Annotated in this window: 15 protein-coding genes and 1 pseudogene; 14 read left to right on the plus strand and 2 right to left on the minus strand. The window is 62.8% G+C overall.

Annotation, left to right across the window (positions count from 1 at the left end):
• Nucleotides 1-92: 92 nt before the first annotated feature.
• The 11 genes from mdh to rpe all read left to right on the plus strand — a co-directional run bounded on the left by mdh (nt 93) and on the right by rpe (nt 12,286).
• Complete coding sequence (mdh, locus tag EG244_RS08040) at nt 93-1,055, plus strand: malate dehydrogenase (protein ID WP_124964486.1); 963 nt, start codon at nt 93-95, stop codon at nt 1,053-1,055.
• A 311-nt stretch (nt 1,056-1,366) separates the two neighbouring features.
• Complete coding sequence (gene sucC, locus EG244_RS08045) at nt 1,367-2,560, plus strand: ADP-forming succinate--CoA ligase subunit beta (RefSeq protein WP_124964487.1); 1,194 nt, start codon at nt 1,367-1,369, stop codon at nt 2,558-2,560.
• A gap of 11 nt (nt 2,561-2,571) precedes the next feature.
• Nucleotides 2,572-3,162, plus strand: a complete 591-nt coding sequence (locus EG244_RS08050) for a hypothetical protein (RefSeq protein ID WP_124964488.1) — start codon at nt 2,572-2,574, stop codon at nt 3,160-3,162.
• Between the two features lie 74 nt (nt 3,163-3,236).
• Nucleotides 3,237-4,121: a succinate--CoA ligase subunit alpha gene (sucD, locus tag EG244_RS08055; RefSeq protein WP_124964489.1), complete on the plus strand. Its 885-nt coding sequence runs from the start codon at nt 3,237-3,239 to the stop codon at nt 4,119-4,121.
• A 258-nt stretch (nt 4,122-4,379) separates the two neighbouring features.
• Complete coding sequence (locus tag EG244_RS08060; RefSeq protein WP_124964490.1) at nt 4,380-7,352, plus strand: 2-oxoglutarate dehydrogenase E1 component; 2,973 nt, start codon at nt 4,380-4,382, stop codon at nt 7,350-7,352.
• Nucleotides 7,353-7,354: 2 nt separating this feature from the next.
• Complete coding sequence (gene odhB, locus EG244_RS08065; RefSeq protein WP_199737891.1) at nt 7,355-8,563, plus strand: 2-oxoglutarate dehydrogenase complex dihydrolipoyllysine-residue succinyltransferase; 1,209 nt, start codon at nt 7,355-7,357, stop codon at nt 8,561-8,563.
• 51 nt (nt 8,564-8,614) lie between these two features.
• Nucleotides 8,615-9,004 (plus strand): MAPEG family protein, encoded by a 390-nt coding sequence (locus EG244_RS08070; protein ID WP_124964491.1) that lies wholly within the window; start codon nt 8,615-8,617, stop codon nt 9,002-9,004.
• 63 nt (nt 9,005-9,067) lie between these two features.
• Complete coding sequence (gene lpdA / locus EG244_RS08075) at nt 9,068-10,456, plus strand: dihydrolipoyl dehydrogenase (protein WP_124964492.1); 1,389 nt, start codon at nt 9,068-9,070, stop codon at nt 10,454-10,456.
• A gap of 72 nt (nt 10,457-10,528) precedes the next feature.
• Nucleotides 10,529-10,975 carry a D-aminoacyl-tRNA deacylase gene (gene dtd, locus EG244_RS08080; protein WP_124964493.1) on the plus strand — a complete coding sequence of 149 codons (447 nt, stop codon included), beginning with the start codon at nt 10,529-10,531 and terminating at the stop codon, nt 10,973-10,975.
• A gap of 57 nt (nt 10,976-11,032) precedes the next feature.
• Nucleotides 11,033-11,494 carry a universal stress protein gene (locus EG244_RS08085; RefSeq protein WP_124964494.1) on the plus strand — a complete coding sequence of 154 codons (462 nt, stop codon included), beginning with the start codon at nt 11,033-11,035 and terminating at the stop codon, nt 11,492-11,494.
• 105 nt (nt 11,495-11,599) lie between these two features.
• Nucleotides 11,600-12,286: a ribulose-phosphate 3-epimerase gene (gene rpe, locus EG244_RS08090; protein WP_124964495.1), complete on the plus strand. Its 687-nt coding sequence runs from the start codon at nt 11,600-11,602 to the stop codon at nt 12,284-12,286.
• 131 nt (nt 12,287-12,417) lie between these two features.
• On the opposite strand, the gene EG244_RS08095 is transcribed toward rpe, so the two are convergent.
• Both EG244_RS08095 and EG244_RS08100 read right to left on the minus strand, forming a co-directional pair.
• Nucleotides 12,418-13,638 carry an FAD-dependent monooxygenase gene (locus EG244_RS08095; RefSeq protein ID WP_124964496.1) on the minus strand — a complete coding sequence of 407 codons (1,221 nt, stop codon included), beginning with the start codon at nt 13,636-13,638 and terminating at the stop codon, nt 12,418-12,420.
• A gap of 103 nt (nt 13,639-13,741) precedes the next feature.
• A pseudogene (locus tag EG244_RS08100) lies at nt 13,742-14,623 on the minus strand (transposase).
• Between the two features lie 562 nt (nt 14,624-15,185).
• On the opposite strand from EG244_RS08100, the gene dusA reads away from it, so the two are divergent.
• The 3 genes from dusA to guaB all read left to right on the plus strand — a co-directional run bounded on the left by dusA (nt 15,186) and on the right by guaB (nt 18,876).
• Nucleotides 15,186-16,184, plus strand: coding sequence for a tRNA dihydrouridine(20/20a) synthase DusA (gene dusA, locus EG244_RS08105; RefSeq protein WP_267900263.1), 999 nt, complete (start codon nt 15,186-15,188; stop codon nt 16,182-16,184).
• A gap of 139 nt (nt 16,185-16,323) precedes the next feature.
• Nucleotides 16,324-17,295 carry a TDT family transporter gene (locus EG244_RS08110; protein ID WP_158617271.1) on the plus strand — a complete coding sequence of 324 codons (972 nt, stop codon included), beginning with the start codon at nt 16,324-16,326 and terminating at the stop codon, nt 17,293-17,295.
• 132 nt (nt 17,296-17,427) lie between these two features.
• Entirely contained in the window at nt 17,428-18,876 is a 1,449-nt protein-coding gene (gene guaB, locus EG244_RS08115) for an IMP dehydrogenase (protein ID WP_124964498.1), read from the plus strand.
• Nucleotides 18,877-19,138: the final 262 nt, after the last annotated feature.

Below are 19,138 nucleotides of genomic sequence, written 5' to 3' on the forward strand. Positions count from 1 at the left end.
CGCCAGGCGGCTGCGGCATGTTCCCGCAGGCTTGCAAGCGGCCGCTTCTGGGCATATGCGGTTACCGACCACCCTCAACCGGAGAGGACACTATGGCCCGTTCAAAGATCGCGCTTATCGGCGCAGGCCAGATCGGCGGCACCCTTGCTCACCTCGCAGCTCTGAAAGAACTCGGCGACATCGTCCTGTTCGACATTTCGGAAGGCACGCCCCAGGGCAAAGCCCTCGATATCGCTGAATCGGGCCCCTCGGAAGGTTTTGACGCCATCCTGAAAGGCACCAACGACTACGCCGATATCGCAGGCGCAGACGTCTGCATCGTCACCGCAGGCGTGCCGCGCAAGCCGGGCATGTCGCGCGATGACCTTCTGGGCATCAACCTGAAAGTCATGAAATCGGTCGGCGAAGGCATTGCCAAACATGCCCCGAACGCTTTCGTGATCTGCATCACCAACCCGCTTGATGCGATGGTCTGGGCGCTGCAGAAGTTCTCGGGCCTGCCGGCTGAGAAAGTTGTCGGCATGGCCGGCGTTCTCGACTCGGCGCGCTTCCGTCACTTCCTGTCGGTTGAGTTCAACGTCTCGATGAAAGACGTCACCGCCTTCGTTCTGGGCGGTCACGGCGACACCATGGTCCCGCTGACCCGTTACTCGACCGTTGCAGGCATCCCGCTGCCGGACCTGGTTGAGATGGGCTGGACCACCCAGGAGAAACTGGACGGCATCGTGCAGCGCACCCGTGACGGTGGCGCAGAGATCGTCGGCCTGCTGAAGACCGGTTCGGCCTTCTATGCTCCGGCGACCTCGGCGATTGAGATGGCGGAAGCCTATCTGAAAGACCAGAAGCGTCTGCTGCCCTGCGCGGCCTATGTTGACGGCGCCTTCGGCCTGAACGGCATGTATGTCGGCGTTCCGACCATCATCGGTGCCGGCGGCATCGAGCGTATCGCTGCGATCAAGATGACCGCAGACGAGCAGGCGATGTTCGACAACTCGGTCAATGCTGTGAAAGGTCTCGTTGAGGCCTGTAAAGCGATCGATCCGTCGCTGGTATAATCTGCCGGACCGACGACACAGAACGCGCCCTTCGGGGCGCGTTTTTTTATGGCCGCTGCCGGTCCCGCATGACCTTGCGGCAGGGCCTGGTTACCATCTGGTGAACACCCGTGATGCTGCTTTGCAGCAATTTCGCGACAGATTGACGCTGCGACGCAGTATGTCTCAGAATTTGTGATCACACGATTTTTCGACGTGATCACATTGTGCTGAAATCCTGTGGGTAAAGGTCAAATCCAACCAAATGCTGTTTGTTTGCAAAGCAGTCTGTGCCATGACACGGCCAATTCCACCCAGGACAGGACTGTGACATGAACATTCACGAATACCAGGCCAAAGCGCTTCTGCGCACCTACGGCGTGCCGGTATCGGATGGCCGTATCGTGCTGAAAGCCGAAGACGCAAAGGCGCTTGCCGATGAGATGGGCGGCCCGCTCTGGGTGGTGAAATCCCAGATCCACGCCGGCGGCCGTGGCAAGGGTAAATTCGTTGAGCCGGAAGCCGGCGAAAAAGGCGGCGTGCGTCTGGCCTTCTCGGCAGAAGATGCAGCTCTCTTTACCGGGCAGATGCTGGGCCGCACGCTTGTGACCCACCAGACCGGCCCGGCTGGCAAACAGGTCAACCGCATCTACCTCGAAGCCGGTTCGGACATCTCGCGCGAGCTTTATCTTGCGCTGCTGGTGGACCGCCAGACCTCGCGCGTTTCCTTCGTCGTCTCGACCGAAGGCGGCATGGACATCGAGGAAGTCGCGGCCCATACCCCCGAGAAAATCGTCTCCTTCTCGGTCGATCCGGCCACCGGCATCCAGCCGTTCCACGGCCGCACCGTGGCTTTCGCGCTTGGCCTTGAAGGCAAAGCGATCAAGCAATGCGGTGATCTGATCAACAAGCTCTACAAGTTCTTCATCGAGAAGGACGCAGAGATGGTTGAGATCAACCCGCTGATCGTGACCACCGATGGCGATCTGAAAGCCCTCGACGCGAAAGTCGGTTTCGACAACAACGCGCTTTACCGTCAGCCCGAAATCGCCGCCCTGCGCGACGAGACCGAGGAAGACAGCAAAGAGCTGGAAGCCTCGAAATACGACCTGAACTACATCGCACTCGACGGCGAAATCGGCTGCATGGTGAACGGTGCAGGTCTGGCGATGGCCACCATGGACATCATCAAACTCTATGGCGCAGAACCGGCAAACTTCCTCGATGTGGGCGGCGGCGCCACCAAAGAGAAAGTGACCGAAGCCTTCAAGATCATCACCTCGGATCCGAACGTCAAAGGCATCCTCGTGAACATCTTTGGCGGCATCATGCGCTGCGACATCATCGCGGAAGGCATCCTGGCTGCCGTGAATGCTGTCGGCCTGCAGGTTCCGCTGGTTGTGCGCCTTGAGGGCACCAACGTGGAACTCGGCAAGAAGATCATCGCTGAATCCGGTCTGAACGTGATTGCTGCCGACAACCTGTCGGATGCTGCACAAAAGATCGTCAAAGCCGTTAAAGGCTGAGTGATCCGGGGATGAGACTGACGTTCGCTCTGATGGCGGCTCTGGGACTGGCGGGGGGCAATACCCTGCCCGCCACGGCTCAGGCCCCGGCCCTGGTGTCACCGGGTCTGGTTGAGGTGCTCGGCAAAGTCGATGCGCTGGCGACGGCCAAAGGGGCGGATCAGATTGAGGCGCTGATGGCTGTCTGCCTGACCATGGGGGCAACCCCGCAGGTCGTGGAGATGGTGCTTGGCGAGGCCGGGTGGACGCAGGACGCAGAGTTCAGTGACGAAATGCTCGTCATTCTGCGCTCTGCTGATCCTGACGCGAAGCTTTGGGTTCAGCTTGAACCTGAGGCGGAAACCTGCGGCATTGGCACCTACAGCCTTGGCGGCGCGAAAGCGCATGAGCTGGCGACCGGTCTGCTGCGCCGCATTGATCCTGGCTTCAACACCGTCACTGAGGGCACTGGCACCGAATCCTGCACCAAATATGATCTTGCCAGCCCGCTTCCCGGCGGCGGTCAGATCTATGTGAGCGTGTTCGATGACAGCGGCGAAGAGTTCAGCTGCCTCCCCTCTCCCGATGTCAGTCTGACGACTTTTGCTTTCGTCAGCACTTAATTCACCGGGTGTGCGCATCCTGCGCGCGCCAGTCCGACCAAAAGCGCATGACGCGCAAAGACAAGGAGGCCAGCATGGCCGTTCTCGTTAACAAAGCGACTAAGGTGATCTGTCAGGGCCTGACCGGCTCGCAGGGCACGTTCCACACCGAGCAGGCAATTGCTTACGGCACCCAGATGGTTGGCGGTGTGACCCCCGGCAAAGGCGGCACCACCCATATCGGTCTGCCGGTCTATAACTCGGTTCATGAAGCTGTGGCGCGCACTGGTGCGGATGCCTCGGTGATCTATGTGCCGCCGCCCTTCGCGGCCGACTCGATCATGGAAGCCATCGACGCGGAAGTGCCGCTGATCGTCTGCATCACCGAGGGCATTCCGGTGCTCGACATGATGAAAGTGAAGCGCGCGCTGCTGAACTCGAAGTCGCGTCTGATCGGGCCGAACTGCCCGGGCGTCATGACGCCGGGTGAGTGCAAAATCGGCATCATGCCGGGCTCGATCTTCTCGCGTGGCTCGGTCGGCGTTGTGTCGCGTTCGGGCACCCTGACCTATGAAGCCGTGAAACAGACCACCGATGTTGGCCTTGGCCAGTCCTCGGCTGTCGGCATCGGCGGCGACCCGATCAAAGGCACCGAGCACCTCGACGTGCTGGAGATGTTCCTGAACGATCCGGAAACCCAGTCGATCATCATGATCGGTGAAATCGGTGGCTCGGCCGAAGAAGAAGCCGCGGAATACCTCAAAGAGCAGAAGAAAAAAGGCCGCTGGAAGCCGACCGCCGGTTTCATCGCCGGCCGCACCGCTCCGGAAGGCCGCCGCATGGGCCACGCCGGTGCGATCGTCTCGGGCGGCAAGGGTGACGCGGAATCGAAGATCGAAGCCATGAAATCGGCTGGCATCATCGTCGCTGACAGCCCGGCCGGTCTCGGCGAAGCCGTGCTGAAAGCCATCAAGGGCTGATCTCAGCCCCCCCCTGGCGTCTTCGGGCGACTGATTGTATACCATGGGATGCGGCAGAGGCCTGCCGCATCCGACCCAAGGACCGCTTTGCGGCACCTGCCCGACCGTTGCCACCGCGAAAGCCGGCCGCCGGAGGGGTGCAGTGCCAAAGACCGGCCCGCGCCAGAAATTCTCTGTTTTGCAGATCACCGCAAAGCAGCCCGCCCCGACCACGGGTCACGACGACCCCGCCCAAACTCGTTCCCGCGAGGTATCAGGATGAACGATCATTCCCCCAATCAGGCGCTGCACGCCCAGTCCTTCCTGGACGGTGCAAACGCCGATTATATCGACCAGATGGCGGCGAAATTCGCCCGCGACCCGGCCAGCGTAGATGCGTCATGGGCTGAGTTCTTCCGGGCGATCGGGGATACCCCGGTCGAAGCCGAACGCGCCGCTGCCGGCCCGAGCTGGGCCCGCAAAGACTGGCCGCCGCAGCCGATGGATGATCTGACCCTGGCGCTGACCGGCGAATGGCCGATGGTCCCGAAAGAGGCCAAAGGCGCGGGCAAAAAGATTGCCGATAAAGCGGCGGAAAGCGGCGCTCAGGTCTCGGAAGCGGCGATCCAGCGCGCCGTGCTGGACTCGATCCGCGCCATCATGCTGATCCGCGCCTACCGGATCCGGGGCCATCTGGCCGCAGACCTTGATCCGCTGAACCTGCGCGACGAGTCGCTGCATCCGGAGCTGGATCCGCGCTCTTATGGCTTCACCGAAGCCGATATGGACCGCCCGATCTTCCTTGATAACGTGCTGGGCCTGACCCATGCCTCGATGCGCACGATTGTTGACATCGTGCAGCGCACCTATTGCGGCACCTTTGCGCTGCAGTTCATGCATATTTCGGACCCCGAGCAATCGGCCTGGCTGAAAGAGCGCATTGAGGGCTACGGCAAAGAGATCACCTTCACCCAGCAGGGCCGCAAAGCGATCCTGAACAAACTGGTCGAAGCGGAAGGCTTTGAGAAGTTCTGCCACGTTAAGTTCATGGGCACCAAGCGCTTTGGTCTGGACGGCGGCGAAGCGCTGATCCCGGCGATGGAGCAGATCATCAAGCGCGGCGGTCAGCTGGGTTTGAAAGAGGTGATCGTCGGCATGCCGCACCGCGGCCGCCTGAACGTGCTGTCGAACGTGATGGGCAAGCCCTATCGCGCGATCTTCAACGAATTCCAGGGCGGCTCGTTCAAGCCCGATGACGTGGATGGCTCGGGCGATGTGAAATACCACCTCGGCGCCTCGTCGGACCGTGAGTTTGACGGCAATGTTGTTCACCTGTCGCTGACCGCCAACCCCTCGCACCTTGAGGCGGTGAACCCGGTTGTGCTGGGCAAGGTCCGCGCCAAGCAGGACCAGCTGAACGACACCGAAGAGCGTATCGCCGTTCTGCCGATCCTGCTGCATGGCGATGCCGCTTTTGCCGGTCAGGGTGTGGTGGCTGAGGGCCTGCAGCTCTCGGGCATTAAGGGCCACCGCACCGGCGGCTGCATCCATATCATCGTGAACAACCAGATCGGCTTCACGACCGCGCCGCATTTCTCGCGCACCTCGCCCTATCCGACCGATATCGCCCTGATGGTCGAAGCGCCGATCTTCCACGTCAATGGTGATGATCCGGAAGCCGTGGTGCATGCCGCCCGCGTCGCCATTGAGTTCCGCCAGAAGTTCCACAAAGACGTGGTTCTGGACATCTTCTGCTACCGCCGCTTTGGTCACAACGAAGGCGATGAGCCGATGTTCACCAACCCGGCGATGTACCAGCGCATCAAAAAGCAAAAGACCACGCTGCAGCTTTATACTGAGCGTCTGGTCGCCGATGGCCTGATCCCGGAAGGCGAAATCGAAGACATGAAGGCGGCCTTCCAGGCGCGTCTCAACGAAGATTTCGAAGCCGCGAAAGACTATAAGCCGAACAAGGCTGACTGGCTCGATGGCCGCTGGAAAAACCTCGGCCGCGAGAAAGCGGATTATGAGGCCGGTGCCACCGCCATTTCGCCTGAGACCATGGCGAATGTCGGCGCTGCGCTGACCCGCGTGCCCGAAGGGTTTGACATCCACAGGACCGTAACGCGTCAGCTGGAATCCAAAAAAGCCATGTTTGCCAATGGCAAAGGCTTTGACTGGGCAACGGCAGAGGCTCTGGCCTTTGGCTCGCTGGTCAGCGAGGGTCATCCGGTCCGCCTTTCGGGTCAGGACTGTACCCGCGGCACCTTCTCGCAGCGCCATTCGGCCTTCGTGAACCAGCAGACCGAAGAGCGTTACTACCCGCTCAACAATATCCGTGAGGGTCAGGCCCGCTATGAGGTCATCGATTCGATGCTCTCGGAATATGCGGTGCTGGGCTTTGAATACGGCTATTCGCTGGCCGAACCCGACGCGCTGACCATGTGGGAAGCGCAGTTTGGCGACTTCGCCAATGGCGCGCAGATCATGTTCGATCAGTTCATCAACTCGGCTGAATCGAAATGGCTGCGGATGTCGGGTCTGGTGATGCTGCTGCCGCATGGCTTTGAAGGCCAGGGCCCCGAGCACTCCTCGGCGCGTCTTGAGCGCTTCCTGCAGCTTTCGGCCCAGGACAACTGGATCGTGGCGAACTGCTCGACCCCGGCGAACTACTTCCACATTCTGCGCCGTCAGATCCACCGCAGCTTCCGTAAGCCGCTGGTGCTGATGACGCCGAAGTCGCTGCTGCGTCACCCGCTGGCGGTCTCGACGACGGAAGAGTTTACCACCGGCTCGACCTTCCACCGCGTGCTGCAGGATGATGCCGAGCGTAAAACCGGCGTGTCGCAGCTGACCCTGCAGGGGGATGCGGGCATCAAACGCGTCGTCATCTGCTCGGGCAAGGTCTATTACGACCTGCTGGCCGAGCGCGACAAACGCGGTGCCGACAACGTCTATATTCTGCGTCTTGAGCAGTTCTATCCCTTCCCGGCGATGTCGCTGGTCAAAGAGCTTGAGCGCTTTAAGGATGCTGAAATCGTCTGGTGCCAGGAAGAACCGAAAAACCAGGGCGGCTGGACCTTTGTTGAGCCGAACCTTGAGTGGGTGCTGACCAAAATCGGCGCGCGCTTCTCGCGGGTGAGCTATGTGGGCCGCACCGCCTCGGCCTCGCCTGCGACGGGTCTCGCCTCGAAACATAAAGCTGAACAGGATGCGCTGGTGAACGAAGCGCTGACCATCGAAGGAAAATAAGGATGAGCATCGAAGTTCGCGTCCCCGCCCTTGGCGAAAGCGTCACCGAGGCCACCGTGGCCACCTGGTTCAAAAAGCCGGGCGATGCTGTTGCGCAGGATGAGATCCTGTGTGAGCTGGAAACCGACAAAGTCTCGCTTGACGTGCCCTCGCCGGCCGCAGGCATCCTGAGCGAGATCATCGCACAGGACGGCGAAACCGTGGGCGCCAATGCGCTGCTCGCGATGATCTCTGCAGGCGGTGTGGCGGCAGCCCCCGCCCCGAAAGCAGAGGCTGCTCCGGTGGCGGCGGCTCCGGCGGCATCCACTGGCAAAGACGTCGAAGACGCCCCTTCGGCCAAGGTCGCTATGGCGGCTGCCGGTCTGAACCGCGATCAGGTTCAGGGCTCGGGCCGTGACGGCCGCGTCATGAAAGAAGATGTCGCGGCGGCTGTGGCTGCCGTGAAAGCCGCACCTGCTGCGGCTCCGGCCGCTGCCGCAGCGCCGCGCGCCCCGGTTGCAGCCGATGATTCGGCCCGCGAAGAGCGCGTGCGCATGACCAAGCTGCGCCAGACCATCGCGCGCCGCCTGAAAGAAGCGCAGAACACCGCCGCCATGCTGACCACCTATAACGAGGTGGATATGTCGGCGATCATGGAGCTGCGCAACACCTACAAAGACCAGTTCGAGAAGAAGCACGGCGTGAAGATGGGCTTCATGTCCTTCTTCGTCAAAGCCTGTAACCACGCCCTCAAAGAGGTGCCGGAGGTGAACGCCGAGATCGACGGCACCGACATCATCTACAAAAACTACGTCCATATGGGCGTGGCTGTCGGCACCCCGAACGGTCTGGTGGTTCCGGTCGTGCGCGAAGCCGACAAGATGTCCTTCGCCGAGATCGAGAAAAAGATCGGCGAACTTGGTCTGCGCGCCCGTGACGGTAAGCTGACCATGGCCGAGATGCAGGGCGGCTCCTTCACCATCTCGAACGGTGGTGTTTACGGCTCGCTGATGTCCTCGCCGATCCTGAACGCACCGCAGTCGGGGATCCTCGGCATGCATAAGATCCAGGAGCGCCCGGTGGTGGTGAACGGCCAGATCGTCATCCGCCCGATGATGTATCTCGCGCTCTCCTACGATCACCGCATCGTCGATGGCAAAGGCGCCGTGACCTTCCTCGTGCGCGTCAAAGAGGCGCTGGAAGATCCGCGCCGCCTGCTGATGGATCTCTGATCTTTCTCGGGCAGGCCTTCGGGCCTGCCCTTTCGCTGAGGGAGAAGGCTGATGACCCCGGAACTGACGGTCCTTGCACTTGGTGCGATCCTGCAGATGGTCCAGATCGCCATCGCCGGTGCGGTGATGAACAAAGACGTCGGCCGCGACTGGAACACCGGTGCGCGCGACCGCGAGCCCGATTTTTCACCGCTGACCGGCCGTCTGCGCCGCGCGGTGAACAATATGTTCGAATCGCTGGCGCTGTTCACCATCGCGGTGCTGGTAATCACGCTTTCGGAGCAAAGCTCGGGCGTGACCGAAGTGGCCGCCTGGATCTGGCTTCTGGCCCGCCTTCTCTATTTCCCGGCCTATGGCCTTGGCCTGTCGCCCTGGCGCTCGATCGTCTGGGCCATTGGCACCATCGCCACCCTTGTCATCCTCGGGGTCTCTCTGTTCTGATCCCCCCGTCCTCTTTTGCATCCCGGCCCCCTCCGGCCCGGGATGATCTACCAGGAGTATCTCATGGCCCAGTTCGATCTGATCGTCATCGGCGCCGGTCCCGGCGGTTATGTCTGCGCCATCCGTGCCGCACAGCTTGGCCTGAAAGTGGCCGTGGTTGAGGGGCGTGAGACCCTCGGCGGCACCTGCCTGAACGTCGGCTGCATCCCGTCGAAAGCCCTGCTGCACGCGACCCATTCGCTGCATGAGGCCGAGCATAACTTCGCCAAGATGGGCCTGAATGTGGCGGCCCCGACCGTGGATTGGTCGAAAATGCAGGCCTATAAGGCCGATGTCGTCGGCGGCAATACCAAAGGCATCGAGTTCCTCTTTAAGAAGAACAAAGTCACCTGGCTGAAAGGCTGGGCCTCGATCCCGGCGCAGGGTCAGGTGAAAGTCGGCGAGGAAGTGCATGAGGCGAAAGCCATCGTGATCGCCACCGGCTCGGAAGCGGCCTCGCTGCCGGGCGTTCCGGTCGATGAAAAAGTCATCGTCACCTCGACCGGCGCGCTGTCGCTGGACGCTCCGCCGAAGTCGATGATCGTCATCGGCGCAGGCGTCATCGGCCTTGAGATGGGCTCGGTCTATGCCCGCCTTGGTGCGCAGGTGACCGTGGTCGAATATCTCGACGCCATCACCCCCGGCATGGACGGCGAGATCGCGAAAAGCTTCCAGAAGCTTCTGACCCGTCAGGGCCTGAAATTCGTGCTCGGCGCGGCGGTGCAGGGTGCCGAAGTCATCGGCCCGGGCGCCAAGGTCAGCTATAAGCTGCGCAAAGACGACAGCGTACATGCGATTGAGGCCGATGTCGTCCTCGTGGCCACCGGCCGTCGCCCCTATACCGCAGGCCTCGGCCTTGAGGCGCTTGGCGTTGAGATGCTGCCGCGCGGTCAGGTGAAAACCGACGATCACTACCGCACCACGCTGCCCGGGCTTTACGCCATCGGCGATGCGATCACCGGCCCGATGCTGGCGCATAAAGCCGAGGATGAGGGCATTGCGGTCGCAGAAATCATCGCCGGTAAAGTCGGCCATGTGAACTACGACGTGATCCCCGGTGTCGTCTATACCACCCCGGAACTGGCTTCGGTCGGCAAAACCGAAGAGCAGCTGAAAGAGGAAGGCCGCGCCTATAAGGTCGGCAAATTCTCCTTCATGGGCAATGCCCGCGCGAAGGCTGTCTTCCAGGGCGACGGCATGGTGAAGATGATCGTCGATGCCGCCACCGACCGCGTGCTCGGCTGCCATATCATTGGCCCGGCGGCCGGCGATATGATCCATGAGATCTGCGTCGCGATGGAATTCGGCGCCTCCGCCGAAGACGTGGCCCGCACCTGCCACGCCCACCCGACCTACTCGGAAGCCGTGCGCGAAGCAGCCCTCGCCTGCGGCGACGGCGCGATCCATTCGTAATCCCTCACGGGCTTTGCTAAAGACACCCCGCCGGAGCGATCCGGCGGGGTTTTCTCATGGAAGGACAACAACATGCGCGCACTCATCCAGCGGGTGACCGAGGCCTCTGTCACCGTCGACGGCCAGATCACTGGCGAAATCGGCCCCGGCCTTCTGGTCCTCATCTGCGCCATGCAGGGCGACACCGAGGCCACCAGCACCAGAATGGCCGCCAAAATCGCCAGGCTCCGCATCTTCACCGATGAGAACGACAAGATGAACCTCTCGGTCCGCGACATCGGCGGCAGCGTGCTCGCCGTCAGCCAGTTCACCCTTGCGGGCGATGCCTCCCGCGGCAACCGCCCCGGCTTCGCCACGGCCGCCCGCCCCGAAACCGCCGCACCGATGTATGAGCATTTCAAAACCGCCCTGCGCACTGAGGGCCTCTCCGTCGAGGCTGGCATCTTCGCCGCCGATATGAAGGTGCGCCTTTTGAATGACGGCCCGGTCACGATCTGGATCGACAGCGCCGACTGGTAAGCGCGACAGCCGGGAAACTGCGTGCTAAACTTCCTTATCCAACAGGTGGAGGTGAAGATGTTTCGGCACATTCTGACGGCAACAGACGGCTCGGACTGGGCAGGCAAAGGCGTGACAAAGGCCATCGGCCTCGCCGCCGCGCTGAAGGCAAAGCTGACCGTGGTCATGGCCTCAGAGAGCTATCCCGATTATCTCTATGCCGCCGACCTCAGCCCCTATGCCGGCACGGTCTTCACGCCTGAGCAGATGGAAACCAACCGCTCCGCCATGCAGACCCATGCCGACGAGGTGCTGGCCCTCGTCTCTGAGGAGGCCCGCGCCCTTGGCGTGCACCCGCGGCTGCTTTACGTGCCCAATACCCATCCGGCGGTCGCCATCACCGAAAAAGCCGCCGAAGAGAATGCCGATCTCATCATCATCGGCTCACGCGGGCGGCGCGGCATCACCAAACTGGTGCTCGGCAGCCAGGCCGCAGAGGTGCTCGCCGGCACCCAGCTTCCGGTGATGATCATCAAATAACCCCCTTCCGGGTCGCGCGTACCCGCGCGACCCTTTTGCGCCTTTCCAAAGCGGCGCTTTCAGGGCAAAAGCCCGGATAAAGCTTGCGCACCATCAGGGGGCCCCATGACCTTCGACCGCTCCGTAAAGATCGCCCCGTCGATCCTTTCCGCCGACTTCGCCGACTTCGGCCGTGAAATCCAGGCCATCGAGGCCCAGGGCGCGGACTGGGTCCATGTGGATGTGATGGACGGCCATTTCGTCCCCAATCTCACCTTCGGACCGCCCGCCGTCGCAGCGTTTCGCAAACACGTCAAAACGGTGATGGACGTCCATCTGATGATCGCCCCGGTCGATCCCTATATCGAAGCCTTCGCCAATGCCGGCGCCGATATCATCACCGCCCATATTGAGGCCGGCCCCCATATCCACCGCACCCTCCAGGCGATCCGCGCCACAGGCAAAAAAGCCGGCGTCGCGCTGAACCCCGGCACGCCGGCCAGCGCGGTGCAGCATCTTCTCGATCTGACGGATCTCGTCTGCGTCATGACGGTGAACCCCGGCTTTGGCGGGCAAAAATTCATCGATATGACCGGCAAAGTCGCGGACCTCCGCGCCATGATCGGCGACCGCCCGGTCCATATCGAGATCGACGGCGGCGTCGATCCGACAACCGCCCCCGCGCTCATCAAAGCCGGAGCCGATGTGCTGGTCGCAGGCTCTGCGGTCTTCAAAGGCGGCTCGGTCGATCACCCCGAGGTTTACGGCGCCAATATGAAAGCCATCCGCGACGCGATCAAAGCCTCCGCCTGACCTGCAGGTCCCTGCACGCCTCCGGCGCATTTTGGCTTTTTAAAAATACTCCGGGAGGTCCGGAGGGCAGCGCCCTCCGGCCTCACCGTCTTTCCCAAGGCCTGCCGGTTGCCAGCCCCGGCAGAAGTCAGTTACAGCCGCCGTCCCTGCAAGAGCCGCGGCAATTCCCCCGACAACCCCGCCGCCTCGCGAATAAAGCTGCGCCGCGGACCATCAAGCGCTGCCACCGCCCGCATCCCCAGACCCCGCGCCGCCCGCGCCAGCGGGCTGTGATTGGAGAAAAGCCGGTTCACCACATCCATCCCCAAAGCCAGCGAGGTGGCATCAAAGCGCCGCCAGGTCTGGTAACGCTCCAGCACATTGCCCGCTGCAATATCCTCGCCCCGTCCGCGCGCATCCGCCAGCACCTCTGCCAGCGCCGCCACATCCCGCAGGCCAAGGTTCAGCCCCTGACCGGCAATCGGGTGAATGCCATGGGCGGCATCCCCCGCCAGCGCCACCCGCGGCGCCACATAGCTCTCCGCCAGCGACAGGCTCAGCGGATAGCTGAAACGCTCCCCCGCAAGCTGCGCCGCCCCGGTCAGATGGCCGATCTTCTCGCCCAGAAGCGCCAGATACTCCGCATCGGACAACTCAAGGATCCGGGCCGCCGCCCGCTCCTGCTCCGACCAGACAATCGAGACCCGGTCCCCGCTCAAAGGCAGGATCGCCACCGGCCCGCCCGGCAGAAAGACCTGATGCGCCACCCCCCCGTGCGGCGCCTCCAGTTGCAGCGCATTGACCAGCGCGATCTGCCCATAACCCCAGCCCTGACGCCGGATCCCTGCGCGGCCCGCCACCGCTGATCCGCGCCCGTCACAGCCGATCAGCAGCCGGGCGCGTAGCGCCGTTCCGTCAGAAAGCGTGACGCTGATCCCCTCCTGATCTGCCTGCTGCCCGGTCACCGAAAGCCCGCTCAGACGCCGGATCTTCGGCTCTGCCGCTATGGCCGCCACCAGCGCTTTGTGCAGATATCGGTCCTCCAGCAGAAAGCCCATCGGGCCCTCATCCAGCTCTCCGCGATCAAAACTCAGGAAAAACGGCACCGACGCCCCCGCAGGCACGCCGTCAGAGGTGCGGATCTCCTCAATCGCCGTGGCCTCCCGCGCGACCGCAGGCCAGACCCCCAAAGCGGACAGCATCCGTTGCGAGGCCAGCGCCAGCGCATAGGCGCGGCCGTCAAACCCCTCTGCGGCCCGCGCGCCCTCAGGGCGCGCATCGACCAAAGTCACATGAAATCCGGCCTGAGCCAGCGCGAGCGCCAGCGCCGGTCCATTCAGGCCACCGCCTGCGATGATGACATCCTGTTCCATGCCACAGCATATGCGGTGGCGAGGGCACAAAGTCCATCACCCATGCCCGGGACACCGGGAAATCTGCTCGGTCTGCTTTCGGAATGAATTCAATTGCGAAGGACTATGTTGCGCTCTTCTGATCGCTGCCGCAGCGATCCCTTTCCGGCTGACGTCCGCGCATCCGAGCGCTCTCGGGTGGCCCGGGTGACGTGAGGCGGTTCATGACTGAGCCATCCAACACCATTGGGGCGGGAGAGGCTGTGAAGAATACTGATCTGAAGCTCTGCATCTTAGCGCTCAAAATCCCTGGCCACGCCACGCGCGCCCCGAAATTTACGGCATCTCACCCCGGGCTTCACGCCGCTGCGTTGATGATATCCGGACCATGTCCTCCGGCGGGCCCGTTGGCCGGGAATATCCCCCCTCCAATCCCGGGCCTGTTGCCGTGGCAGTATGGCATCTCTCAATGTCAGAAATCGCACCGGCGGTAACACCACCGATCCGCTCCTGAACCGGGATCTGCGCCGGCAGTTCGGGCAGAACAGGTGTATCGCGCTGGTCATCCCGACAGCCGGTAGTCTCAAAGTATCAGCCGCAACAGCGATGTGCAGCCTGCGCCATTGCCGGCGGCGGCTGGCGCCGCATCTGCGAACCAGTCCCTCGCCCTCGCGCGAAAATCTGAGGCCGGTGCGATCCACCGGCAGAGGCAGCGGTCCGGACCCTGCGCGATAAGATATCTCTGTTTCGAGGTGCTTTTGTCGGTGGCAGAGCGTTATCTGCTGAGCAGGGTTCACAAGCCTTTCGGTGGAAGGCTTATCCGACGAAGGGCACGGGCCAACCCAGCCCCGAAAGAGCGAGAAGGCTTTCGACAAATCCGGTCGTCTGACTGACCCGCTGCCCGAACAGGACGGGACTGTGTGGCTGCTGTCGAAGCTCTCTCAAAATAACCCGCCCTGCCGCTCGGGTGTGCGAGCCAGGCCATCAGAGAGCCACGCCACGTCAGGGATCGGCTGTAACCGGATCAGTCTGTCGTGCAGAAAAGAGGGTCCGGCCTGTTCATGCCACCACTCTGAACCGCTGAGGCAGCACCATGAACCCACTGCTTCGAAGGAGGCTGCAACAAATCACACAACCTCGGAGCGCTGTCGTTCTGCCGCCACAGAGGGATCACCCCGCCCGGCGCGTCCTCTTTGCGCGCAGGCTGTGTCATGGTCTTCCTGTCGGCAGGAGTAAACATTTTCAACGCTGCCATCCTGCGCAGCGTAAGGCCCAGTGGTGTCGCATAAACCTGCCCCCTCAGCCGCCGCCGACAATCCGTTTCGGCCACCATTCAACTGCTCCTTTTGTTGAGGTCAGGACCCAAGGCCCATGGCATAATCGAAAACCGATTTTTGGTCAGGCCTGGCCGTCCCGCTTTTGCCGCGTCTGAAGCGGATCGCAGTCCCCTGAAAAATCTGCTACATGTCGCCAAATCACATCCGAACATCGCGGAAACCGGCCCTTGAGGGGGCCAGAATTCTGCAAATCCGCTCTATGATCCGCTGCGCGGTGATGAGGTTAAGTCTTTGAATTACACTACAAAAAATGCGCATCGGCTCTCTGTTGCCCCCATGATGGACTGGACCGACCGGCACTGCCGGGTGTTTCACCGCAAGCTCTCGCGCCGGGCAGAGCTTTATACGGAAATGGTGACCGCCCCTGCCGTCGTTCATGGCGATCGCGACCGGCTGCTGGGCTATGAGGCGCAGGAGCATCCGGTGGTGCTGCAGCTGGGCGGCTCGGATCCGGCGCAGCTGGCTGAGGCGGCGAAGATCGGCGCGGATTACAGCTATGATGCGATCAATCTTAACTGCGGTTGTCCCTCGGATCGGGTGCAATCGGGCTCTTTCGGCGCGGTGCTGATGGAGAAGGCTGACCTGGTGGCCGATTGCGTCGCGGCGATGATTGCAGCGCAGCCGCGCCCCGTCACCGTCAAATGCCGCATCGGGGTCGACGATCAGATCGCCGAAGAGGTGCTGCCGGCCTTCCTTGAAAAGGTCGCTGCCGCAGGGGTCCGCCATTTTGTGATCCACGCCCGCAACGCCTGGCTGCAGGGTCTCAGCCCGAAGGAAAACCGCGAGATCCCGCCGCTGAATTATGAGCTGGCCTATGCGATGAAGCGCGCCTTCCCGCATCTGGAGCTGTGCCTCAATGGCGGGGTTGCGGGGCTTGAGGCGGTGCCTGCGCATCTGGAGGCCGGGCTGGACGGCGTGATGATCGGGCGTGCGGCCTATCACGACCCGGCAAAAGTGCTGCTGGGTGCCGACAGCCGTCTCTGGGGCGCGCAGGACCCGGTCGCCACCGCGCAGGAGGCGGCGCTGGCGATGCGACCCTATATCGCGGATCATCTCGCGAAGGGCGGTCGGCTTCACCACATCACGCGCCATATGCTGGGGCTGTTTACCGGGCAGCCGGGGGCGCGGTCCTGGCGGCGGATGCTCTCGGAAGCGGGCGGACGCAGGGACGCGGGGCTTGCCGATTACGACGCGGCGCTGGCGCAGATGAGCGGCGTTCCGGCGGGCTGACCGGCACCGGTGCGCCTGACTGTCGCCGAAATGCGACAATCAGAGATCATCTCAGCGGGACGCGCTCCTTTGCCGCCTTGGCACGCGGCGGCGCATCGGCATGATGGGCCGCATTGTTCCGCCCTGCCGGGGATTACCAATGTCCGCACTGCCTCCTCCCGCCGCCCGAAAGATTGCCGCGCGTGGTCTCTTTCGCCGTATGCCGCCGGCGGTCTTTCCGCCGCTTCTGGGGCTGACCGGCCTTGGCCTTGCCTGGAGGCGGGCCGGGGATCAGACCGCCCTGCCCGGCGGGCTGGCCGAGCTGCTGCTCGGCGGGATCTTCCTGTTGTGGTGCTTTATGATCGGGGCCTATCTCTCCAAGGTGTTCCGGCGTCCCGGCGTGCTGCGCGAAGAGCTGAGCCTGCTGCCCGGTCGGGCGGGGCTGGCGGCGGCGGATGTCTCGGCCTTTCTGATGGCCGCAGTGGTGGCCCCCTATCTGCCGGGGCTGGCGCTGGCTATCCTGGTGCTGGCGGTGGGCTGCCATCTCTGCCTGGGGTTTGCGGTGCTGAAGGCGTATTTTACCGGGCCTGAAGAGGCGCGGGTGATCACGCCGGTCTGGCAGCTGATCTTTACGGGCTATATCATCCTGCCCTTCACCCTGGAGCCGCTTGGCTATACGCAACTGGCGCATCTGGCTTATTTTTATGCCGTCTTCTCAGGGCTTGTGCTCTGGCTGCAGGCGGTCTGGATGCTGGTGAAGCGCATTCCGCCCGCCCCCCTGCGCCCGCTGCTGGCCATTCATCTGGCACCGGCAAGTCTGATGGTGCTTTCCTCGGTGATACTTGGCTATGAGACGATGGCGCTTTTGCTTGCGGTGGTGGCTTCGGGGATTTTCCTTGCGCTTCTTCTGAGCGCGCGCTGGCTGACGGCGGCAGGCTTCTCGCCCTTCTGGGGGGCCTTTACCTTTCCGCTGGCGGCCTTTGCCAATGCGCAGATGGCGATGGGCTGGATGATCACCGGGATCCTCGCGCTGATCGCAGCCAGTGCCATGGTGGCCTTTGTCGCCTCGCGCGTCTGGCAGATGTGGGCGCGCGGCACGCTGGCGATCAAAACCAATACGCCAACGGCCTGATCCGCAGGCCGCCGCCCGGACAAAGCGCCGCAGATGCGGCGCTTTTTGCATTCCGGGGATCCTGCCCCCTTGCACTTTCCCCCTGATCATGAAACGGGAAACCGCCAAATGGTTTACCCCCAGGAGGCTCCCATGGAGATTCGCGAAGCACTTACCTTTGATGATGTGCTGTTGGTTCCCAACGCATCGAACGTGCTGCCGTCTGATGCGGATACCTCGACCAATGTCACCCGCTCGATCCGTCTGAACATCCCGCTGCTTTCGAGCGCGATGGACACCGTGACCGAAGCCCGTATGGCGATCGCCATGGCACAGTCGGGCGGTATGGGCGTCATCCACCGCAACCTCGATATCGAAGCTCAGGCCCGTGAAGTCAGCCGCGTGAAGCGCTTTGAATCGGGCATCGTTTATGCGCCGATCACCCTGCGCGCCGATCAGACCCTGGCCGATGCCAAGGTGCTCGCTGAGCGTTACAACATCTCGGGCTTCCCGGTTGTGGATGCCGATGGCCGCGTTGTGGGCATCGTCACCAACCGCGACATGCGCTTTGCCAGCGACGACCGCACCCCGGTCTCGGTCATGATGACCACCGACAATCTGGCGATCCTGCATGAGCCTGCGGACCGCGATGTCGCGATCAGCCTGATGAAAGAGCGCCGCATTGAAAAGCTGCTGGTCACCGATGGTGCCGGCAAGCTGACCGGTCTGCTGACCCTGAAAGACACCCAGAAATCGGTGCTGAACCCCCAGGCCTGCAAAGATGAGCTGGGCCGTCTGCGCGTGGCCGCGGCCTCGACCGTGGGCGATGCGGGCTTTGAGCGCTCGGCGGCGCTGATTGATGCGGGCTGCGATCTGATCGTCATCGACACCGCCCATGGCCATTCGGCCGGTGTGGCGATTGCGGTTGAGCGCATCAAGAAGCTGAACTCCAATGTTCAGGTCTGCGCCGGCAATGTCGCCACCGCTGAGGCCACCCGTGCGCTGATCGGTGCCGGTGCGGATGCGGTGAAAGTGGGCATCGGCCCGGGCTCGATCTGCACCACCCGCATCGTGGCGGGCGTGGGCGTGCCGCAGCTGACCGCGATTGTGGATGCCTGCTCGGCCGCGGGGGATACCCCGATCATCGCGGATGGCGGCATCAAATACTCGGGCGATTTCGCCAAAGCGATCGCGGCGGGCGCAAGCTGTGCCATGGTCGGCTCGGCCATCGCCGGCACCGAGGAAAGCCCCGGTGAGGTGATCCTGTGGAACGGTCGTTCCTATAAATCCTACCGCGGCATGGGCAGCCTTGGCGCCATGGCGCGCGGCTCGGCGGACCGCTACTTCCAGAAGGATGCAGCCTCCGACAAGCTGGTGCCGGAAGGCATTGAAGGTCAGGTCGCCTATAAAGGCCCGGTCGCCACGGTGCTGCACCAGATGGTTGGCGGGCTGCGCGCCTCGATGGGCTATACCGGCAATGCCACCGTTGCTGAGATGCGCAAGAACTGCTCTTTCGTGCGCATCACCTCGGCCGGTCTGCGGGAGAGCCACGTCCATGACGTGCAGATCACCCGCGAAAGCCCGAACTACCGCGCGGGCTGATCCCGGGCCAGTAAGCCTGCTCCGGGCCCTCAGTGGCCCGGAGCGCAGACTTTCCCTTCGTCAGGTTTGGGAAACGCGCGGATCTGTTGAGGTCCCGCCGCCTGCGGGCCAGATCCCGGAGCCTTCGTCGCCTCAGTGGATCAAAGCATCCGCTGCACCGCGGGCCTTCACGGCCCTTCGTGCCCCAGGCGATGGATCAACTGCTGTGAGGCTCAGACGCCCGCTCTGATTGATCTGCCCGGTGATTGACAGGCCCGCCTGT

Origin of the sequence: Falsigemmobacter faecalis (assembly GCF_003863335.1) — a bacterium.
Taxonomy (GTDB): domain Bacteria; phylum Pseudomonadota; class Alphaproteobacteria; order Rhodobacterales; family Rhodobacteraceae; genus Wagnerdoeblera; species Wagnerdoeblera faecalis.